Here is a 19,599-nt window from a genome sequence, read left to right as displayed (position 1 = left end):
TCCCTTAAAAAATTAGCAATTTAATGATGCTAATGGTTGTATCGGTCCAAATTTGTGAAAATTAATCACTTTTCATCTTCATTTGAAAATATTGTTGTACAACAGAGGAAGGAGTTTCCATAACTTCTATACAATAGGAAAAAAGACGGCAGAATAGCTTCCACCGCCTTTAGACAATTGTTTATTTTACAGTTAGAATAACACGCTGATAGTATTTAAGCTTATGTGCACCGTCATCCTGCACCTCTACGATAATATGAAGTGTATCTCCAGATTTCGCATCTTTTGGCACAGTGAAGCTCACTGTTTTTGTGTCCTTGCCTGTTAATTCAATCGTATCCGTTGCTTCTCCTTCTGCCAATTCACGATGAAGGCCAAGCTGAAGACCATCTGTTACATCTGAAACTGTGTCGTTCTTAGCTACCTTTGACTCTTCGTACGTATCTGCTTCAAAATATCTCCACCATTTATAGGAGATTTCATCACCGTCTGGATCGCTGCCATTAGCATGCAACGTCACTTCCTCTCCCTTTTCAACCGCCAAATCCAAACCTTCTTCTACCTCAACTGTTGGATTATGGTTTGCATCCTCATAGCTTTCTGCAGTCAGCCAATCTGCCCTTGCTGCAAAATCGCTTTGTATATCATCAAACCAGCGTGTTAAAGAATACTCTGCTTCATAGCGGTTTGCGTACACATTAAAGTCTGTAACAGTGTTTTTATACACCTTGCTGCTCACAGCGTCAAAGCGGCCGCCCCAGCCTCCATATGTCGGGTCCTCCAAGCTTCTTAGTCCATTGTCGATTAAGTAGAAGAAGGATGGAGAATCACCTTCTGAAATAAAATCATACTTTTGATATTGAGGATTTTTCTGTAAGTATTCTTCCGTACCGCGCTGCTCTTCGAAAAGCTCTCCCTCTATCATCTTGCCGTCACCCATTAATGCATACATATCCATTAACGGACCATGACCGACAATATTTTCTTTATGCCAATCACCAGTAAGCTTTGTGTTTAATTCCTCAGAATGTAATTTCCACGCGTATGCAAAATGCCAGAAATTCGAGGTATCATTAATGATGCGGATATCTGGCCAGTTTTTAGCAATATATTTACTGTAGCTGTCATCCTGGTCCAAAATGATATATAAAACAAGCTTATCGCTTACTTTCGATTTAATCTTCTCCCAATCATCTGTTTTGCTATATTCTTCTTCAATCGATTTCAATGCACGGGCCGTTGTATTTGTTCCACCCCATGTTTGCACATATAAATCACTGTCATCATCATGGAGGAACAGTTCCTTCAAGAACTCAGATCCCTCTGTCTCTTCTTCCATTTCCCCTACATTAGAAATATTACCGATTTTTGTAATGCTGCGTAAGTAATCTGGTTCAGGATAGCCGTCAGCATGCTTCACCAAATTAGGATAACCCTCTTCGTACGCATTAATCATATCTGTAAGCCATTGGGTCCCTGTCCATCTAAAAGGTTCAATTCCTTTTGCTTTATCACCTGCATAATGGTAGACAGAGCTTGTCAGCACAATTCCTTCTAAATCCATCTCATTGGCATACACTAAGTAGCGGAGTACAGAGTTCATATCATCCACTTCGCCATCTGTTGTAATAACCGTTCTGGCTTTTTGCTTTTCAGCTGGTTTGCTGTCACTGCTGTTTTCTGTTTTTGTTTCGTTAGATGAATTAGTTTCCTCTTTGCTGTTTGAACAGCCCGCTGCAATGATAGCAAATATCAGCAACAAAGTAATTAACCCTTTTCCTTTCATCCTTTTCATCCCCTCTTTTTGGATTTTAGAAGATTACCTAACGGGAGAAAAACAAAAAACCTAAACAAACACACGGATTTAGCCATGCATTTGTTTAGGTTATGCCCGTTAGGTAACATTCCTAATGTCCATATGTATTTTAAGCGTTTACAACGATATTCTACCTTATCAATATAGCGTTTTCATCTTACTATTAGCCTATTTTTGCTGGTTTACTGCCTGTTCAAAAGTTGGCTGTAAACAGAATTTATAGAGTATGGATCGACTTCTTCCTCCTGTGGAGCATACATCTCTCTGTCATGATAAGGCAGCTCCAAATTTCTCCAAACTTCATTCGTTTCTGCATCCCCATTAAGACATTTTACGTATAGGTCATATCCTTCACCATCACTTGTTGATGCAGAGAGGCGTCCTTCTCCATACTTTAAGGCAACATCAATGGCATTTTTCAGCTTTATTAATGCCTCCTTATTAGCAACAATCAAGGCTTCATCATGCCAGGATTTTTGCCCGTATGCATGAAGTATAGGAAAGTGCCTCGTTTGGTTTTCATACTCTTTTAACACATGCTCAAATTTTGGTATAAGGGCTTCATGTGATAGATCTGTAGTGATCACATCCAAGTCAGAACTGCATATTCCAAAGATTTCTTCCATTTCCTTTATAAAGGGTGTTACTTCAACAAATAAAATAACTTCTTTTTTTAAAAAATAGGTACGGATTATCGTCTCGTCTTTTCTGTACGAGGCATAAGAAACATTCGGAGTTAGTTCTATTAAATCTGTCCTCTTAATTTGCCGTTTTTTTCTTTTATCTAAATTTCTTTGTAAGGAAATATTTGTATCAATTCCAACAAACAATGTAGTTATTTCCATTTGTTGCCTCCCTATTCGTTCTATACTATTTATCATCCTAAAAAGGAAAGCCTTGGGTTCTTATCCCAAGGCTGTTCCTTATAATTTGTTCGTATGTATCAAATCAATCATTCCATCCTCTGAAACTACAAGAATAAGACAATTTTTATACTTAGTACTATGTAAATAGCGATATGCAGAATTATATCTTGCACCTCTTGATCGATCACCGAAACGTGTATCTGCAGTGCCATCTAGTATAACACCGATAGCATGACAATTCCCATCTGGATGAAGCAGCACCGCTCCATCAATAGCGGAAATATGTTTGATAGAGCTGAAGAAATTTTTGTTATCTGCTTTATATTCTAAGCGTATGCATTGATTCGACAGGCGGCTAGCCTCTGCTGCAGCTTGTTCTGAAATAACGAGCATCGTACCTTTTTGTTGATTTTTAGCTTGTGTACACAAATCCCAAATCGCTCGGTAATGATACCGATTCGAAAAGGCTTGATTGAAGCATGCTGCAAATTCCGCTTCTTCTAAAGGCGCTTTTGGGAATTGGGGAATGCCATAACTAACATGAAATATCTTTTTCTTTCTATTTCCTGTTTCTTCTAAATCCCAATTAGCATGACTTACAAAAGTCACAGAGTAGCCGTTTATGCGATTATTCAGCTCATTAGTCCATTCAATGAAGCCGATTATTTCCTTGCCATTAGATAGGAGATATATATTTTCTTGGGCTATCTCTAGTAATTTACGAACGCCTTTATAATTAGTGAGCGGCATTCTATCAACAAACATTACAGCACTGTTAACTATATCATTCTCCTTGCAAAAGAGGATCTTGCCGCAGCATTCAGCTCCTTCGTAGTAACTCGTCGCAATCTCATTTAACTTTTGATAGATTGCTAAATCAAATACTTCAAGAATGGATAAAAATGTATTGCTAATATATTTCTCAGCAACATTTCGGACGATGTTATTTGTGCTAATATAATGTTCCATTCCTTCATGAATAAGAGGCTTGCTCGCATATACGATAGAATCTGAAACTAATTGATGAAAAAATCCACTGTTTCTGTACTTTTTAAACTCTCCTGTTTTCATTTCCACTACTTCTATAACAACCGTATTCTCACTTTCTATGAAACTGCAGAAGATGTCTATTATTTCCGACTTTCTTTTCGCAAACAACGCAGTAAGCGTGTCGTCGATATAATCCTTAAAGAATTCTTTTACTTTATTATCAGAGGACACATCCTCCGAATAATATGAAGTGGACCGAAGCGGAAAACGATGCTTCTGATTCATCTCTATTTTATAGTTATACTCCGGGTCGAAGATAATGGCTATGTTATTTACTTGCAGCGTATTATAACTCGGCTTTTTATTTTTAGTATTAAGGGAATAATCTAATTTAAATAAACTGACAATCGGTTTGTCTTTAATCGATACTATATCAAATGTTTCTCGCATCGTGTCAGCTAACTGTTCTTGATAACTTTCCGAAAAAGAATAAGTCTCTTGGAGCGTTTGGTATTGTCTCATAAAAGCCTCCGATATTAGTGTTTTTGTGTGAGTGATAGATTACTTGATTCAAACTAAAAATAGACACAAGTTAAACTTTTGCTGCAACAACGGTAATTGGAAACTTGCCAACCATTAGAGCTTTCTCTTTTGGAAATTTTTTATGATTTCATTTTACCAGAAAAGTAAAAATATTGATACTTTTCACAATGAAGGATTTTACTGCCTTTTTTACTCTTTTAATAAGCGAGATAGATGAATGGAAACAATTAGTATAATCACAAATTTTTAACACATACTACTCTTGTGCAAGAAGGCTAAATCGGCCAAGAAAGAGGGAAAACTTCCCATATGATGAAGGAAAATATCTCATTAAATCAGCTGCTTGCCCTAGTCATTTGCTTTAATTTGGGAAGCTCTGTCGTGCTTGGTATCGGTTTAAAAGGGAAGCAGGACGCTTGGATTGTTGTATTAATCTCTTGCATTATTGGGATAGCGATTGTACTAGCCTATCACTATATGCATTCGTTTTTACCAGAAAAGAACTTATATGAACTGATGGAGTATTGTTTTAAGAGACCGCTTGCTGTCTTGATTAGCTTTGTATACATCGTTTATTTTTTTTATATGGCTGCCCGTGTCATCAGAGATTTTATTGAAATGACATCGACGGTTATTCTGCCAAACACACCTATCGAAGTTCAGACATTAGCACTTATGCTGACAATTGCCTATATCCTATATTCAGGAATTGAAGTACTTGGAAGAACCACTGAAATATTCACGCCGTATTCGATTATTTTTTTCATCTTACTGGCCGTTTTTCTGTATGCAAGCAGAAATTTCTCTGTTGAAAACATAACACCTATACTCGAAGGTGGAGTTAAGCCGCTTTTGAAAGTAATATTTCCATATGAGCTTGTGCGCCCATACGGTCAAATAATTGCATTTACTTGTATATTTCCTTTGCTTGCTAACTTCAAAAAAAGCAATAATGTGTTAATCTTTGGTGTTATTATGTCAGGCTTTTTTCTGACTGTGGCGACATTAATCGTTACCCTTGCATTAGGAAGCAATATCGCATCAAGAGCGACTTTTCCGCTGTTAAGCGCAACCCGCTTAGTTGCAATTGGGGAATTTATCGAAAGAATTGATGCGATAACAGCATTTATTATCTTGCTCGGCATATTGGTGAAAAGCTCTGTGTTTATGTTTGCTGGATTAAAGGGACTAGAATATGTATGTAAAATTCCGTATCGATATTTTACTATGCCGATTATGTGCATTATTACGCTATTTACGGTATTTATTGCACGGGGAATTGCGGATCATGTCCTCGAGGGATTTCAGGTTATTCCTTATTTTCTAAACTTGCCGCTGCAATTTTTTATCCCCATAATTATATTGTTCATCCTGTTAGTAAAAAAAGCACCAAGCAAAAGGGATAAAATTCCTGCTAGCAAAAATTAACGCCTTCTCCATGTGAGAAGGCGTTAATTTTAATTATAGTTCTGCCCCGTTTGTGGAAATAACATTTTTGTACCAGTCAAACGATTTTTTCTTCTTTCTTTCCAATGTACCATTGCCATAATCGTCTTGATCTACATAGATAAAGCCGTAGCGCTTAGACATTTCAGACGTACCTGCACTGATTAAATCAATACAGCCCCAGCTAGTGTAGCCCATTACATCTACGCCATCTTTAATCGCTTCGCCCATTTGTTCGATATGAGCACGCAAGTAATCAATTCGGTAGTCATCCTGAATAGTGCCGTCTTCCTCTACTTTATCATAAGCACCCAGTCCATTCTCAACAATGAACAATGGTACTTGGTAACGGTCATACATTTTCTTCAACGTAATGCGCAATCCTTTCGGATCGATTTGCCAGCCCCAATCAGATGCTTCTAAATAAGGATTTGGAATGCCGCTAAAGAAGTTACCTTTTTCTTTCATTTTATCAGGTGAACCACTTGATACCATTGTCATGTAATAGCTGAAGGACAAGAAATCAACTGGATGCTGAAGCAGAATTTCTTCATCACCTGGAAGCATTTCAATCTTGATATCATTTTCCTCGAAATAACGGTTCATATAGCTAGGATAATAACCGCGCACTTGTACGTCTGTGAAGAAAAGATTTTTTTGGTCTTCATCCAATGCTGCAAGCACATCATCTGGATTGCATGTTTCAGCATATGTTTCCATGCGGGCAAGCATACAGCCTATCTGCGCACCTGGAATGATTTCGTGACAAGCTTTAACTGCTCTTGCACTTGCCACAAATTGATGGTGAAGTGCTTGGTAAACAGCCTGTTCACGGTTTTCAACACGGTCTACGAGGATACCGCTGCCGATATACGGTGAAATTGTGGAAACATTGATCTCATTAAATGTCAGCCAGTATTTCACTTTATCTTTATAACGGTTGAAGACGGTTTCAGCATAATGCACAAAATAGTCTACTAATCTGCGGTCAGTCCAGCCATTATACTTCTGCACAAGATTCAGTGGAAGCTCATAATGAGACAATGTTACTAATGGCTCAATTCCGTATTTTTGCAGTTCATCAAACACTCTGTCATAAAATGCTAGGCCCTCTTCATTCGGTACCGTTTCATCTCCATTTGGAAAAATACGCGGCCAAGAAATCGACATACGGAATGTTTTGAAGCCCATTTCCGCAAAAAGCGCAATATCTTCCTTATAACGATGATAGAAATCAATGCCGCGGCGTTTTGGGAAGTTATCTCCGCCTTTTCCAGCAAGCAGCTCTTCTAATTCCTCTTCACTTCTTACATCCATTTCAATTTCATGATTTCTTTCTTCCTTCGGCACGAATGCTACCATATCGAAAATAGATAATCCTTTTCCGCCTTCATTATAAGCCCCTTCGAGCTGATTAGCTGCTGTTGCTCCGCCCCATAAAAATCCTTCAGGAAAATGACTTTTTTTCATATCAATGCCTCCTAGTATGTTTATAAATCTATGATACTAGTATTCCACAAGAAAAACTGGTCTGATTAAGACCAGCTTATTGGCTTTATAAAAACTATTATTCACGTCACTAAGAATTAAAGCTGATAGACCAACACCTATCTGCTGTCAACGGGGGGAACTGGTCTGAATGAGACCAGTTAATAACGGGAAAAGAGCACATCAAACAGCCTCAGAAGTGTATAACTGCTCACGCTTGAGTTTTCTATTTTGCCACATTGGATGATTTCATCGAAAACGCCTAATTTACCAAGCTCGTCCGAAAACGTTATAAGGAGCTTTTGACCTTGTGCAGCCTTGAATTTTTCAATAAATGGAAAATAGGCAGAAAATATATTCCCTTGAATGGAAATCGTAATAATGAGGTCATCCTCGCCGAGCTCTGCTAATGCATCCATTTGTTTAAAGAAATTGGTGCCGCACTCACTCAGCTTACCTAAAAGAAGCAACTTCTTCTGCAGTTCCATCGCTTGGACTTGATATTTCTCAAAACCTAGTATGATGATTCTTTTTGATTTTTTGATACGTGTTGCAATGCGATCAATCTGCTCTAGCGGTATTTGATCAATCATGGCAAGATTTTCGTTTAATTGCTGAAACAGTTCATGTGTATGTAGTGGAGTATGATTCGTTTCGTTAAGTGATGCATCAATTGGGATATTGACACTGTTGCGCATGCTAGAAAAATTCCGGAATCCAATTCTCTTACAAAAGCGGTTAATCGTAGATGGTGCCACATGACAAGCATCTGCAGCGCTTTCGAGTGAGAAGCTTTCAATCTCATGAATATGTTCAAGAAGACCTCTTGCTACATGATAATTAATATCCTTGTTCAAGGAATTGTTGATATATGCCAACAGCGTATAAATCAGCTGCTCCATTTTTACCACCTCGAATGCAATTCTACCATACTATTCACACTTGCTGAAACTTTTGGAGTAAGCAAAACTATTATTTTCTTTTAATAAAGAAACTTCTTTGACTGCTTGCACGTAGATAGTAACAAAGACAAAAAACTTTAATATAAACGGAGTTGCATGAAATTGTTAGATTTATTGTTCAGCCTGATAATAGGTATTTTTTCCGCTTCGCCCTCTCGATCACTTTATAAAAAATACAAGCTGCTTCAAAAAGAGACAATGTATATGCAGCTTTTAAACAAATATGGAACAATGCTGCAAATGAATAGTGCTGTTCGTGCATTCATAAAAGAAACGGATGTAAACAAGATTCTAGCTGACCATGTTCAAAAGCTGCATTTTCATAGAGAACTAGAAAAAATTATTCTAGCAGAGAACTTATAGCAGTTCTCCTACATGGTCGCAATCTGTCTTTTTAAAAACGAAATGAATAAATTTGCCTCCTTTGTTATCACCTTCGACAATAAATAGGTAGTTGATGCTGGGGGCGATATTTTATCCGCCTTTACTTCCATTAGCCTGGCTTCCTTTATTTCTTCCATAACAGTCGTGTAAGGCAGATAAGATACACCGAGTCCAATTCCTATAAATCGCTTCGTTATTTCCATTTGATTTACCATCATCGTCCTGACAGCAGGATAATTTCTTTTAATGACATGTAGCAGATCCTCCCAATATTCTGGATGATTATGCGTAATTAACCTATATTTTTTTAGCACCTCCCCTTCCTCCTTTTGCTTTTGAGGAGGCGCTATAAGCATTACTTTATCTTCATGAAGGGTTTCGACATGTAGACTAGCTTGGATAGGCTTTAAACGTGATAATCCGATATCTGCTTTTAATAGGCTGATTTCTTCCCCCATTTCATAGGAGCTCACCACGCGGACAAGTACCTCAATATCCGGGTATTGGTCCATAAAGCTGCGTAAAATCGACGGCAAAATGCTTGAAGCGATTTGCGGTGCTGCTGCGATAGTCAGTTTTTTTACATAACCTTGCTTCCACGATTCAAAACTCTCCAAGCCTTGCTCATATTTATCCATCATTTCCATAGCAAGGGGCAGAAAATGATGACCAGCTGATGTGAGCGAAATACTTTTGCCGATTCTATCAAACAATTCTGTATGCAATGTTTCTTCCAATCTTTTAATATGCTTTGTGACAGCAGGCTGTGTCAAAAACAGCTCCTCTGATGCGATGCGAAAATTCTCATGCTTTGCAGCAACAATAAACGTTTTAAGCCATTTAATATCCATGTTAACCTACTCTCTAATAACTATCCGTTATTAATTTCTTCGTTTTTTGTTAATTTCCAAACAATGTTATTCCCATTATAATCTAATTACAGAAATATACATATACGAAAGAAAGGGGAAAGACGATGAACAGCATAAGTAAGCAAGACATGTGGAATGCAGGCTTATACGATGAAAAACATTCATTCGTATCAAACTACGGAGGTGATTTAGTCAGCCTCCTTGCTCCGAAAGCTGGGGAAAAAATATTGGATCTTGGCTGCGGCACAGGAGATTTGGCAAACAAGTTATCTGCGAGCAACTGTGAAGTTCTTGGCATGGATAACTCGCCGAATATGATTGCTACCGCAAAAAAGAAGTACCCTCATCTGAACTTCCTTGTAGGCGATGCGACAAACCTTCCATATACCGAGGAATTTGATGCTGTTTTTTCCAATGCGACACTTCATTGGGTTAAGCCTCCTGAGCAAGCATTAGCTTCCATTTATACAAGTTTAAAGCAAGGAGGAAGGTTTGTTGCCGAATTCGGTGGAAAAGGCAATGTGCAAAAGATTTCAGAAGCAGTTCTATCAGAAATCGCTGCTTGCGGGTTGACCTTTGACTGGGATAAGTATCCCTGGTATTTCCCGAGTATTGCTGAGTATACAACCAAAATGGAGCAAATAGGATTCCGCTGTATTTATGCACAGCATTTTGACAGGCCAACACCTTTTATTGGTGAAAACGGTCTGTATAACTGGCTGGAGATGTTTGGTGGAGCATTTTTTGCAGGAATGGCAGAGAGCACAAAAAATAAGATTATTAAAAGTGTAGAAGCTAAATTAAGAGCAGATTTATATGTGGATGGCACATGGATAGCCGACTATAAACGAATTCGAGTCATCGGTATGAAGGAATAAACAATAAATAAAAAACAGAATGCTGTTATTAAAGGCATTCTGTTTGTTTAGTTTATAAGCCATTAGCAAGCAATTCGTCCAGACGGCAGAATTGGGATTCCATGCCTTGGACAACACCCATTTCCAACACTTGCATCAGCGCTTCCTCTGAAGCAAAGGCGCTCTTAATTTCAAGAAGTGTTTGCTGGCTTTCTTCCTTGAAAAAGACGCTGATCTGCATTTCCGGCATGTCAGGAGCAACATTTCCGTCCTTATCTGAGAACGCATCTGTATAGAGTATGACTTCTGGTGCAACCATTTTCTTATACACTGCAAGTCCCCAAGATTCCTGCCCAAAAAAATCTCCCTGATTTTCATCTGTACAAGTCATGCAATAATGCCATACGCCATTTTGCTTGAATTCAAAGCTTGTATTTTTAGTTTTCCAGCCCTCTGGTCCCCACCAAGCCTCTATCAGTGCTGAGTCGGAATAGGCCTTAAAAACCGCTGCTCTAGGTGCCTTAAACTTTCTCTCTATTACAAGATTATTACCTTCCGTGTAATAGACTATATGCTCAAAAGTTTGCTTTTCAGACATAACATACCTCCAAATATTTGATCCTGTTTTTCTAGCAGCAAAGATAAGTTTCCTATCGTTTACATTCTAGCAATACTCATTGAAATCCTGCTGTGTCACACGATGAACTTAGTATGCGGCACGAGGGTTGAACAGGAGCTGTGTACGGATAACCATTCAACTGTGATTCTTTATGTTAAGGCATCTTCGGCACAAGGATGAACACTACAAACTTCTTCATATAGATGAGTGCCCCTCTCTGCTGATAAATGGATCATCACTTTGTTCCTGCTTTTTCACATACTCAAGTGTCTTCTATATTCGGCGCTTTATTTATGAGGCTTGCAGTAAATGACTGCTGCTCCTCTTCGCCCTTCTTCATACTCTTCCCTGTCGAACAACTTGCACCTGACAGTCTGACTGCAAAGGCAAGTGGCTCAATAAAAATGAATGATAAAAATAAAAATAAAGAAAAAAGCAGTGATGTTAAGCAGCAAATGCTGAAAACTCTAACCCTTTTGTTGTTTTTTAAGGTTCAAGAACGCTTTCCAAGGCTTATTTGTATTGTTGTCTTAAAAATATGCGTTTGCACTGATTAATTCGCGGATACAGCTTGGTCTCGTTTTTATATACTGTACTATACGGCAAGGGGGTGAGGGAGTTGGCAGGGAAATTCAATATAAAAGATCAATTCGATTTAAAGTTTAATGTAAATGGAAAAGAAGTTTCAAATGAAGAAAGAGCAGCATATGTCGAGCAGTTCATGAACAAGATGACAGAAGAAATGGGCGGCTTGGCAAAAAAGCTCAGCAGCAAGGTCACAGACACTGTTGCGAATAAAAGTGTGGATGCGATAAAGGAAAAAGCAGTCAATACACTAAATATTAATTCCATTAAAGACTTGCTGAATGAGGATAACCTCAGCAAGCTGAAAGAAAAGCTACCTGTCATTGACGCTTCAAATGAGGAAGGAAATTTAAAAGTAAATGTAAATGGAAAATCACTTTTCTCATTAGACCTTTCTAATTTCATAAAGAAATAACAAAAAAAGAAATGTTGCTTGAAAGGAGGTGAAATCATATGTTGTCTGGATGCACATCTGATTCTCACAAAAGAAGCCGTTCTGGCTCTGGTAACGGTACAGAACTTCGTGCATTTACAAACGCTACTCAAGGTAACGGTAACCTAGCTAACCAATTTTCTGCTGCTGGTGCTGCTGGAGGAGCTGCTGTAGGTGTAAACTTGTTGAACTTCTTCATTGGCGGAATTCTTGTAAATGCAAACAGTGCTGGTGATGCTACTGCTGTTTCTTTCAACGAGAACAACCCTGAACAGGTGAACGAAGCTTAATACTAATCAAAATTTCCGGGCAGCATTTCCGTGATTGATTCGTCAATTATGGGCATGACTGCCCTTCTTATCTTATATATATTACATAAACGAAAGGAAGTGGGAACATGGCGGAAAAGAACATTGGCTTAACGAAGGAAAAGCTGCAGGAATTAGGCGTGCCAGAGGAGCTTGTTGACAAAATCCTTGAATCAGGAGCACCTTCTGTCAACACACACGCAGAAGGAGGAAATGGCGGCAGTGCAGTCAGTTTAACCTATGTGGACAATTATTCGAGCTTAATGCTTGTTTACACCTTTCTTTTAAATACTATTCAGCAAAGTAACAATCGAGATAGAGAAACAAGACAGCTAAACAAATCCTTGCTGACTACTCTCGAGACTGCGATGAAGGAACAGCAGGAATACAGGAAAGCATTCCTGCAAGCAATCAACATTCTTAATAATAAATAACTGTAAAAGATAAAAAGCCAACAACATGGAAGTGACCCCTAAAAGTTATGTACGGTTATTTCATCAGACAGCTTGCTCAAAATGAGTTCGGTATTGTACCGGACTCATTTTGAATTTGCCTTATCCGTTTGGCATTATAATATTCCATATATTTTTCAAGGTTCTTATTTAAGATGTTCTACATATTCGAATTCCTTATATTAAAGGAATTCTGATTTCATCATCCCGAAGAAATTCTCCATCACTGAGCTATCGTAACAGTTTCCTTTATGAGACATACTTTGTTTCATTCCTCTTTTTTGGAGGGCATGATGATATTGTTTCATCTGGTAATGCCAGCCTTGATCTGATTTGCTCTTCTGGTGAACGTTCAAGGGCTTTCTCTAACATCTCCGAAACAAGTGAATAGGTTGGTTTTTTTACGGATGGATGCCCCTTTTCTTGCGGTTCAGGGGCTTCTATATCGCCAACCTTCATTTATCTCTGCTAATTATACACCATTGTATAACTAGGGATTTTAAAAAGAATGCAGTATCCATTAGTGGCAATTACTTTCGGGTTGAAGCCTTGGACAATATTTAATTTTATATCACTTGTATTTAGTCATAAAAAAACTGCACCTCCAATTGTTAGACAGAGTCTACCAATTGGGGCGCAGTTCAACATTGTTGGCTTTTTAACATGCTTCTTAATGAAGTTTATTTTTGTTTGTTGTATTTATATCATCAAAGGAATCAACAACATTGTTGGCAATTGTTTTCGTCACGAGCTGCAGCATGTCATTGACAATTTTTTGTGATTCTTTAAATTCTGATACGATCGGTATCTCGTCAATTTCTGCTTGAAGTGCATCAATCTTCGCTTCTGTTTCCTTCAGTGCTGAAATTTTTCCATAATGCTGCAAATTTACTGCTTGCTTCTGCAGCTTTTTAATCTGAGCAATTCGGTCATTCACTTTACTGTTTTGGTTGATTTGTTTTTCCGCACGTATGTAAAAATCAACCTCTTCTGTTTCCTGAATCATTTTGGCAAGCTCTTCTGTCCGCTTCAATATTTCTTCTTTAGAATATTTAGCCATCTCAGTTTGCCTCTACAGCTTCGATAATCTCAATCATTTCACCATTTAATGACCAAGTTTTCGCATCTGTAATTTTAACTGATACGAGCTTGCCGATTGCTGATTTCGGACCGACAAAGTTCACAAGCTTGTTTTTGCGCGTATAGCCTGCAAGCACATCCGATTGTTTTTTGCTTTCGCCTTCTACAAGTACTTCCACGATTTGGCCTTTATAGCTCTTCATGGATTCAGCTGATTTTGCATTCACCAATGCATTCAAGCGCTGCAGACGTTCCTTTTTCACTTCCATCGGCACATTGTCCTTCATTTTGGCAGCAGGAGTTCCTTCACGCGGTGAATAAATGAACGTATAAGCAGCTTCGAAGCCAACTTCTTCATATAAAGAAAGTGTTTCTTGGAATTGCTCTTCTGTTTCATTTGGATAGCCGACGATGATATCTGTTGTTAACGTCAAGTTTGGAATCGCTGCTTTCATTTTGCGAACAAGCTCTAAATACTGCTCTCTCGTATATTTTCGAGCCATGATTTTCAATACATCAGAAGAACCTGATTGTACTGGCAAATGAATATGCTCAACCATATTGCCGCCTTTAGCCAAAACTTCAATCAAATGGTCATCAAAGTCGCGCGGATGGCTTGTTGTAAAACGAATGCGCGGAATATCGATTTTGCTGATTTCATCCATCAAGTCACCTAGACGGTAGTTCATATCTGTAAAGTCTTTACCATATGCATTAACGTTCTGTCCTAGGAGTGTGATTTCCTTATAGCCTTGTGCTGCCAACTGACGGACTTCGTGAATAATATCCTCAGGACGTCGGCTTCTTTCCTTGCCTCGAGTATAAGGCACAATACAGTATGTACAGAACTTATCACAGCCGTACATAATATTAACCCATGCTTTAATCTGTCCATTACGTACTTTCGGAAGGTTTTCAATAACATCCCCTTCCTTCGACCATACTTCTACGACCATTTCCTTGGACATATAAGCTTCATGAAGGATGTTTGGCAAACGGTGAATATTATGAGTTCCAAAGATAATATCAACTTGGTTATATGTTTTTAAAATTTTATTAACGACAGATTCCTCTTGAGACATACAGCCGCAAACGCCAAGTAGGAGATCAGGCTTCTCTGTTTTCAGAGACTTAAGATGACCAAGCTCACCGAACACTTTATTTTCTGCATTTTCACGAATTGCACATGTGTTCAGCAGGATGACATTCGCATCCTCTACTGTATTCGTCGGCTCATAGCCTAAACTTAAGAAAATACCTGCCATTACTTCTGTATCATGTTCGTTCATCTGGCAGCCGAATGTGCGGATATAAAACTTCCGTCCTTCTCCCATACCGCGGAATTGTTCAGAAATCACAAAGTCATTTTCATAACGGATTTCTTCCTTTCCTCTGCGCTTTGCATCCCTTAAGGATGGAGGTGTATAGACAGTTTCAAAATATTTGCTGTAGTCTTTTTCAGGTTTTTTAACCGTTGAAGTAACAGTATCCAATTTTTGAGTTTCTAAACGCTGTTTTTCGTTCATTTAACATACTCCTCTCTTATCGATGAGATGTCATTATCATCCATAAGCTTTTGTTGAAAAATTTCCCATTAACGCATTCATATGCTAGTTTTGACAAGTTTACATTATATTAGTATAAGCCTTTCAAGCTATGAACACAATAGGAAGGTTCTTAGAGCATACTGGATGAACGAATGTTGGCTACTCGTGTGGATACCGTTTTTTCATGTTCTGAAACAGAAACTTTTCTGTCTGACTGGTAGTATAGTATTTTAACAGTTCATTGATTAGATTTTCATAGCCATAAATGGACTCGAGGCCGCACACAAATGAGTCTGTGCCATCAAAATCGGAGCCGAATCCCACATGATCCTCGCCCCCTAATGAACAAATATAATCTACATGCCGAATCACATCTGTTAGCGCCGCAGAGTCTGTTCCGCTCAAAAAAGGTGGAACAAATGTGATGCCGATAACACTGTTCACATCAATCAGCGCTTTTATTTGATCATCTCGCAAGTTTCTTGGATGAGGACATAATGTGTACGCGTTCGAATGAGAAGCGAATGGGTAGTCTGCCACTTCCAGTGTATCCCAAAAGCCTCTTTCTGAAAGATGGGAGACATCGCACCAGACTTTCTGACTATTAAGCTCTTTCACTACTTCTTTGCCAAAGACAGTCAGCCCAGCCCCTCTGGGCTCCATCGCTCCATCGGCTACAGCGTTGGCGTGATTCCAAGTCAGTCCAACAGAGGTAACGCCAAGACGCAGCAAGGTTTTAAGCTTAACTAAATCCTCCCCGATTGCTTCACACCCTTCTAATGTTAAGACAATACCGATTTCATCCGGCAATAGGGAATCAATATTCTGTTGGCTTTTAATTAGCTTTAAAAGCGGATTCGGTTTTAAGATTTGTTCATAAAAGATATCAACCATTCTCAAGGCTGCATCAAAGCGCACATCAGGATGCACGGATTCAGGCAGATAAATCGCAAAGCATTGAACCTTTGCTCCGCTGCTGCGTAATCCCTTATAGGTAACTTGCAGTTTGTTGCTTTCATGAAAGTGAATCTTCTGGTCTAAAAACATTTTAAACAACACATCACAATGTCCATCAAAAAAAGGCAATGCTGCCATCTTCTCACCTCGTGAAATCATAATTAACTATATTATATTCTGCTTTTATCCAAAAGCGCCTACTTGCTAAAAAAAGAACCTGTATGGCTAATCATACAGGTTCAGTCCCTTATTCCTCTGCCGGCTATTTACTATGTAAAAGAGCAGTGTTAACAGGGTTATGGTTTGTTCATTTGCCTATTTTTCGCCTGTTTATCTAGGCTCTACAATAAGCTTGATGGCTGTTCGTTCCTCACCGTCAATAACGATATCAGTGAAGGCTGGGATACAAATTAAATCCACTCCGCTAGGTGCTACAAACCCTCTTGCGATAGCAACTGCTTTAACAGCTTGATTCAATGCACCTGCACCAATAGCTTGGATTTCTGCTCCGCCTCTTTCACGCAGAACACCTGCAAGCGCACCAGCTACAGAATTGGGACTAGACTTTGCTGAAACCTTTAATATCTCCATTTCTAGCTCCTCCTTGTTAACCCCCCCGCATGTTCAGCATATTAATAGAACACATCAGGATATATATCATTCCATTGCTACTATATTCTGCTTTTAAAACACTTATTCCAGCTTGGACAAAAATTTAGGAAAAATAATCCTAAATTGCGTAAAACACTGTATAACAAAATAAAAAAACCGAAACTTTACGTTTCGGTTTCCACTTTATTAAGAGAAGAATGGATGATCTTCATTAATAAGGATTCGGTTGATTTTTTTCGCTTTGCCGGTTTTTTTGTCCACCTCGATCAGACATGCACTCAAAGTCGCTCTTCCTGCTTTTGGCGGCTCAAAGCGTGTCGGCAAGTTTGTCAAAAATCTGTTAATGACAGCTGACCGTTCCATTCCTAATATGCCGTCATAGGGGCCTGTCATGCCGACATCTGCCATAAATGCTGTTCCTTGCGGAAGGATGCGGTTATCAGCTGTTTGTACATGGGTATGTGTTCCGATAACTGCTGTAACCCTGCCATCTAAGTACCAGCCCATTGCCTGCTTTTCACTTGTTGCCTCTCCATGAAAATCAACAAAGATAATATCTGTTCGTTTTTTCGCTTCAGCAATCAGTTCATCTGCTTTTACAAATGGATCATCACTTGGATTCATGAAGGTTCTTCCTTGCAGATTGATGACAGCTACTTCTATATCATTGATTTTGACAAAAACCATGCCTTTGCCAGGATTATTCTCCGAAAAATTGGCTGGTCTCACCAAATATTTGGCTTCATCAATAAAATCAAAAATCTCCCGATTATCCCAAGTGTGATTACCTAAAGTCACCGCTTGAGCTCCTACCTCTAAAAAGCCGCGGTAAATTTTTTCTGTAATCCCTTTGCCGCCAGCAGCATTTTCACCATTAATAATCGTCAATTGAGGGCGGTATTTTTCCTTCAGCTTCGGCACATATTCTTTAATCATGTCCCTTCCCATCGATCCGACCACATCGCCTATAAATAAAATATGCATAATATAAATCCTTTCTATGAAGCCCTGCCAAATATGGCAGCTTCCTATCCAAACTAGGTTCTCTTAAGTTTAACATACATTCATTCTTTTTCTCTTATACAGCTTTTCAAAATAAAAACGGTGCACATGGCACCGTTTTTTTATTTTGCGTATTCAACAGCTCTTGTTTCACGTATAACTGTAACCTTGATATGTCCTGGATAATCCAGCTCTTCTTCGATCTTTTTGCGGATATCACGTGCTAATCGATGTGATTCCAAATCGTCAATCAAGTCAGGTTTAACCATTATTCGTATTTCACGGCCTGCTTGAATAGCAAACGACTTCTCAACACCATCATATGATTCAGAGATTTCTTCTAATTTTTCGAGACGGCGAATATAATTCTCTAGTGTCTCTCTGCGGGCACCAGGTCTTGCAGCTGAAAGTGCATCAGCAGCAGCAACAAGTACCGCAATAATAGAAGTAGGCTCTGTATCGCCATGATGGGAAGCAATGCTATTAATAACCACAGGATGTTCTTTATACTTGGTGGCAAGTTCTACCCCAATTTCAACATGGCTTCCTTCGACTTCATGGTCAATAGCTTTTCCGATGTCATGGAGCAATCCTGCTCTTCTCGCAAGTGTTTCATCTTCCCCAAGTTCCGCAGCAAGTATACCTGAAAGCTGTGCAACCTCTATACTGTGTTTCAGCACATTTTGGCCGTAGCTTGTTCTGAATTTTAAACGGCCGAGAATTTTGATCAAGTCAGGGTGAAGTGCATGTACACCAACTTCAAATGTTGTCTGTTCACCGATTTCACGGATATGTTCATCAACTTCACGTCTTGCCTTATCGACCATTTCCTCAATGCGAGCTGGATGGATGCGGCCATCCTGCACAAGCTTATCAAGGGCCAGTCTTGCTGTTTCCCTTCTGATAGGGTCAAAACCTGAAAGAATGACAGCTTCTGGTGTGTCATCAATAATTAAATCAATTCCAGTAAGTGTCTCAAGCGTACGAATGTTGCGCCCTTCTCTACCGATGATTCGGCCTTTCATCTCATCATTAGGCAAGTTAACCACGGATACAGTTGTTTCGGCAACATGATCTGCGGCACATCTTTGGATAGCAAGCGACAGAACTTCTTTCGCTTTCTTGTCTGCTTCCTCTTTTGCTCTTGTATCGCTTTCTTTAATCATTATAGCGATATCATGGGCGATATCTTGCTCTGTTTTGTCTAAAATGATGGATTTTGCCTCTTCGCGAGTTAAACCGGAAATGCGCTCTAGTTCAGTTTGCTGCTTGCGAACCATCTCATCCACTTTGCTCTCCATCTCTTCCATATGCTGTTGTCTTTTATTAAGAGAATCGTCCCTCTTTTCTAAAATTGTTTCCCGTTTATCAAGCGCCTCTCCCTTACGGTCAAGGTTTTCTTCTTTTTGCAATAAACGATTTTCTTGTTTTTGTAGTTCATTTCTTCGATCACGAACTTCTAGTTCTGCTTCACTGCGAAGCTTGTGAATCTCATCCTTTGCTTCTAACAAAGCTTCTTTTTTCAATGCTTCTGCTTCACGTTTTGCAGTTTCAATCATTTGTTCAGCAGTCATTGTCGCATTAGCAATTTTTGCATTAGCATTGGACTTACGAATAAAATATACAACAAAGCCAACAACGGCAATTACGATTAGGCCAAGCAAAATGGAGATGATAATTGTATTGGTTTCCATCATTTCACCTCCTCTTGCTATTAAATTGTGTTGTTACGATTTTAAAAGTATTGGCTTATAGTTCTTTTTAAAGCGAAAATACTGCC

At 38.9% G+C, this 19,599-nt stretch carries 20 protein-coding genes and 1 pseudogene; 7 read left to right on the top strand and 14 right to left on the bottom strand.

The genetic code is table 11. The features are described from left to right. Positions 1-181: 181 nt before the first annotated feature. From L8T27_RS07595 to L8T27_RS07585, 3 genes are all read right to left on the bottom strand, one after another. Positions 182-1,795 (bottom strand): DUF1593 domain-containing protein, encoded by a 1,614-nt coding sequence (locus L8T27_RS07595; protein WP_237941210.1) that lies wholly within the window; start codon positions 1,793-1,795, stop codon positions 182-184. A gap of 203 nt (positions 1,796-1,998) precedes the next feature. After that, the gene (locus L8T27_RS07590; protein ID WP_237941209.1) at positions 1,999-2,661 is read right to left on the bottom strand and encodes a hypothetical protein; all 663 of its coding nucleotides are present in this window, start codon (positions 2,659-2,661) and stop codon (positions 1,999-2,001) included. A 78-nt stretch (positions 2,662-2,739) separates the two neighbouring features. After that, positions 2,740-4,194, bottom strand: coding sequence for a diadenylate cyclase (locus tag L8T27_RS07585; protein ID WP_237941208.1), 1,455 nt, complete (start codon positions 4,192-4,194; stop codon positions 2,740-2,742). A gap of 330 nt (positions 4,195-4,524) precedes the next feature. On the opposite strand from L8T27_RS07585, the gene L8T27_RS07580 reads away from it, so the two are divergent. Then, positions 4,525-5,643 carry a GerAB/ArcD/ProY family transporter gene (locus L8T27_RS07580; protein WP_233314317.1) on the top strand — a complete coding sequence of 373 codons (1,119 nt, stop codon included), beginning with the start codon at positions 4,525-4,527 and terminating at the stop codon, positions 5,641-5,643. A 33-nt stretch (positions 5,644-5,676) separates the two neighbouring features. Here L8T27_RS07580 and L8T27_RS07575 read toward each other — a convergent pair whose 3' ends face one another. Continuing rightward, entirely contained in the window at positions 5,677-7,131 is a 1,455-nt protein-coding gene (locus tag L8T27_RS07575; RefSeq protein WP_237941207.1) for a glycoside hydrolase family 1 protein, read from the bottom strand. Positions 7,132-7,310: 179 nt separating this feature from the next. After that, positions 7,311-8,051 carry a MurR/RpiR family transcriptional regulator gene (locus L8T27_RS07570; protein WP_237941206.1) on the bottom strand — a complete coding sequence of 247 codons (741 nt, stop codon included), beginning with the start codon at positions 8,049-8,051 and terminating at the stop codon, positions 7,311-7,313. 162 nt (positions 8,052-8,213) lie between these two features. On the opposite strand from L8T27_RS07570, the gene L8T27_RS07565 reads away from it, so the two are divergent. Further along, positions 8,214-8,474 carry a hypothetical protein gene (locus L8T27_RS07565; RefSeq protein ID WP_233314320.1) on the top strand — a complete coding sequence of 87 codons (261 nt, stop codon included), beginning with the start codon at positions 8,214-8,216 and terminating at the stop codon, positions 8,472-8,474. 8 nt (positions 8,475-8,482) lie between these two features. On the opposite strand, the gene L8T27_RS07560 is transcribed toward L8T27_RS07565, so the two are convergent. Then, positions 8,483-9,346: a LysR family transcriptional regulator gene (locus L8T27_RS07560; protein ID WP_237941204.1), complete on the bottom strand. Its 864-nt coding sequence runs from the start codon at positions 9,344-9,346 to the stop codon at positions 8,483-8,485. Between the two features lie 125 nt (positions 9,347-9,471). Between L8T27_RS07560 and L8T27_RS07555 the strand changes: the two genes are divergently transcribed. Continuing rightward, a complete protein-coding gene (locus L8T27_RS07555) occupies positions 9,472-10,245 on the top strand; it encodes a class I SAM-dependent methyltransferase (protein ID WP_233314322.1) in 774 nt (257 codons plus the stop codon). Between the two features lie 52 nt (positions 10,246-10,297). Here the strand turns inward: L8T27_RS07555 and L8T27_RS07550 are convergent, their stop codons facing one another. After that, positions 10,298-10,822 (bottom strand): SRPBCC family protein, encoded by a 525-nt coding sequence (locus L8T27_RS07550; RefSeq protein WP_237941203.1) that lies wholly within the window; start codon positions 10,820-10,822, stop codon positions 10,298-10,300. A gap of 425 nt (positions 10,823-11,247) precedes the next feature. On the opposite strand from L8T27_RS07550, the gene L8T27_RS07545 reads away from it, so the two are divergent. The 4 genes from L8T27_RS07545 (at position 11,248) to L8T27_RS07530 (ending at position 12,603) form a co-directional block, all read left to right on the top strand. Beyond that, the gene (locus L8T27_RS07545; protein WP_248574476.1) at positions 11,248-11,400 is read left to right on the top strand and encodes a hypothetical protein; all 153 of its coding nucleotides are present in this window, start codon (positions 11,248-11,250) and stop codon (positions 11,398-11,400) included. Positions 11,401-11,462: 62 nt separating this feature from the next. Then, a complete protein-coding gene (locus L8T27_RS07540) occupies positions 11,463-11,843 on the top strand; it encodes a hypothetical protein (protein ID WP_233314324.1) in 381 nt (126 codons plus the stop codon). A gap of 38 nt (positions 11,844-11,881) precedes the next feature. Continuing rightward, positions 11,882-12,151 (top strand): hypothetical protein, encoded by a 270-nt coding sequence (locus tag L8T27_RS07535; protein ID WP_185766892.1) that lies wholly within the window; start codon positions 11,882-11,884, stop codon positions 12,149-12,151. Between the two features lie 107 nt (positions 12,152-12,258). Beyond that, positions 12,259-12,603 carry a hypothetical protein gene (locus L8T27_RS07530; RefSeq protein WP_233314325.1) on the top strand — a complete coding sequence of 115 codons (345 nt, stop codon included), beginning with the start codon at positions 12,259-12,261 and terminating at the stop codon, positions 12,601-12,603. A 63-nt stretch (positions 12,604-12,666) separates the two neighbouring features. Here L8T27_RS07530 and L8T27_RS07525 read toward each other — a convergent pair. The 7 genes and pseudogenes from L8T27_RS07525 to rny form a co-directional block, all read right to left on the bottom strand. Further along, positions 12,667-13,020: pseudogene (locus L8T27_RS07525) on the bottom strand (IS3 family transposase); the annotation flags it as partial. Positions 13,021-13,291: 271 nt separating this feature from the next. Continuing rightward, positions 13,292-13,681 (bottom strand): YlbF/YmcA family competence regulator, encoded by a 390-nt coding sequence (locus L8T27_RS07520; RefSeq protein ID WP_233314326.1) that lies wholly within the window; start codon positions 13,679-13,681, stop codon positions 13,292-13,294. A 1-nt stretch (position 13,682) separates the two neighbouring features. Beyond that, a complete protein-coding gene (miaB, locus tag L8T27_RS07515) occupies positions 13,683-15,227 on the bottom strand; it encodes a tRNA (N6-isopentenyl adenosine(37)-C2)-methylthiotransferase MiaB (RefSeq protein ID WP_233314327.1) in 1,545 nt (514 codons plus the stop codon). A gap of 180 nt (positions 15,228-15,407) precedes the next feature. Continuing rightward, the gene (locus L8T27_RS07510; RefSeq protein WP_233314328.1) at positions 15,408-16,343 is read right to left on the bottom strand and encodes a dipeptidase; all 936 of its coding nucleotides are present in this window, start codon (positions 16,341-16,343) and stop codon (positions 15,408-15,410) included. 192 nt (positions 16,344-16,535) lie between these two features. Next, positions 16,536-16,796 carry a stage V sporulation protein SpoVS gene (gene spoVS / locus L8T27_RS07505; RefSeq protein ID WP_016201204.1) on the bottom strand — a complete coding sequence of 87 codons (261 nt, stop codon included), beginning with the start codon at positions 16,794-16,796 and terminating at the stop codon, positions 16,536-16,538. Positions 16,797-17,003: 207 nt separating this feature from the next. Next, the gene (locus L8T27_RS07500) at positions 17,004-17,801 is read right to left on the bottom strand and encodes a TIGR00282 family metallophosphoesterase (RefSeq protein ID WP_237941200.1); all 798 of its coding nucleotides are present in this window, start codon (positions 17,799-17,801) and stop codon (positions 17,004-17,006) included. A gap of 140 nt (positions 17,802-17,941) precedes the next feature. Next, the gene (gene rny / locus L8T27_RS07495) at positions 17,942-19,513 is read right to left on the bottom strand and encodes a ribonuclease Y (protein ID WP_233314778.1); all 1,572 of its coding nucleotides are present in this window, start codon (positions 19,511-19,513) and stop codon (positions 17,942-17,944) included. Positions 19,514-19,599: the final 86 nt, after the last annotated feature.

The organism is Niallia sp. Man26, assembly GCF_022049065.2.
Classification (GTDB): Bacteria; Bacillota; Bacilli; order Bacillales; family Cytobacillaceae; genus Niallia.
This window is presented reverse-complemented; position numbering and strand designations above follow the sequence as displayed.

Coding starts and splice junctions, on each gene's coding strand:
- L8T27_RS07595 (WP_237941210.1), bottom strand. CDS start 1,795: ATGAAAAGGATGAAAGGAAAAGGGTTAATTACTTTGTTGCTGATATTT.
- L8T27_RS07590 (WP_237941209.1), bottom strand. CDS start 2,661: ATGGAAATAACTACATTGTTTGTTGGAATTGATACAAATATTTCCTTA.
- L8T27_RS07585 (WP_237941208.1), bottom strand. CDS start 4,194: ATGAGACAATACCAAACGCTCCAAGAGACTTATTCTTTTTCGGAAAGT.
- L8T27_RS07580 (WP_233314317.1), top strand. CDS start 4,525: ATGATGAAGGAAAATATCTCATTAAATCAGCTGCTTGCCCTAGTCATT.
- L8T27_RS07575 (WP_237941207.1), bottom strand. CDS start 7,131: ATGAAAAAAAGTCATTTTCCTGAAGGATTTTTATGGGGCGGAGCAACA.
- L8T27_RS07570 (WP_237941206.1), bottom strand. CDS start 8,051: ATGGAGCAGCTGATTTATACGCTGTTGGCATATATCAACAATTCCTTG.
- L8T27_RS07560 (WP_237941204.1), bottom strand. CDS start 9,346: ATGGATATTAAATGGCTTAAAACGTTTATTGTTGCTGCAAAGCATGAG.
- L8T27_RS07555 (WP_233314322.1), top strand. CDS start 9,472: ATGAACAGCATAAGTAAGCAAGACATGTGGAATGCAGGCTTATACGAT.
- L8T27_RS07550 (WP_237941203.1), bottom strand. CDS start 10,822: ATGTCTGAAAAGCAAACTTTTGAGCATATAGTCTATTACACGGAAGGT.
- L8T27_RS07545 (WP_248574476.1), top strand. CDS start 11,248: ATGAATGATAAAAATAAAAATAAAGAAAAAAGCAGTGATGTTAAGCAG.
- L8T27_RS07535 (WP_185766892.1), top strand. CDS start 11,882: ATGTTGTCTGGATGCACATCTGATTCTCACAAAAGAAGCCGTTCTGGC.
- L8T27_RS07530 (WP_233314325.1), top strand. CDS start 12,259: ATGGCGGAAAAGAACATTGGCTTAACGAAGGAAAAGCTGCAGGAATTA.
- L8T27_RS07520 (WP_233314326.1), bottom strand. CDS start 13,681: ATGGCTAAATATTCTAAAGAAGAAATATTGAAGCGGACAGAAGAGCTT.
- miaB (WP_233314327.1), bottom strand. CDS start 15,227: ATGAACGAAAAACAGCGTTTAGAAACTCAAAAATTGGATACTGTTACT.
- L8T27_RS07510 (WP_233314328.1), bottom strand. CDS start 16,343: ATGGCAGCATTGCCTTTTTTTGATGGACATTGTGATGTGTTGTTTAAA.
- spoVS (WP_016201204.1), bottom strand. CDS start 16,796: ATGGAGATATTAAAGGTTTCAGCAAAGTCTAGTCCCAATTCTGTAGCT.
- L8T27_RS07500 (WP_237941200.1), bottom strand. CDS start 17,801: ATGCATATTTTATTTATAGGCGATGTGGTCGGATCGATGGGAAGGGAC.
- rny (WP_233314778.1), bottom strand. CDS start 19,513: ATGGAAACCAATACAATTATCATCTCCATTTTGCTTGGCCTAATCGTA.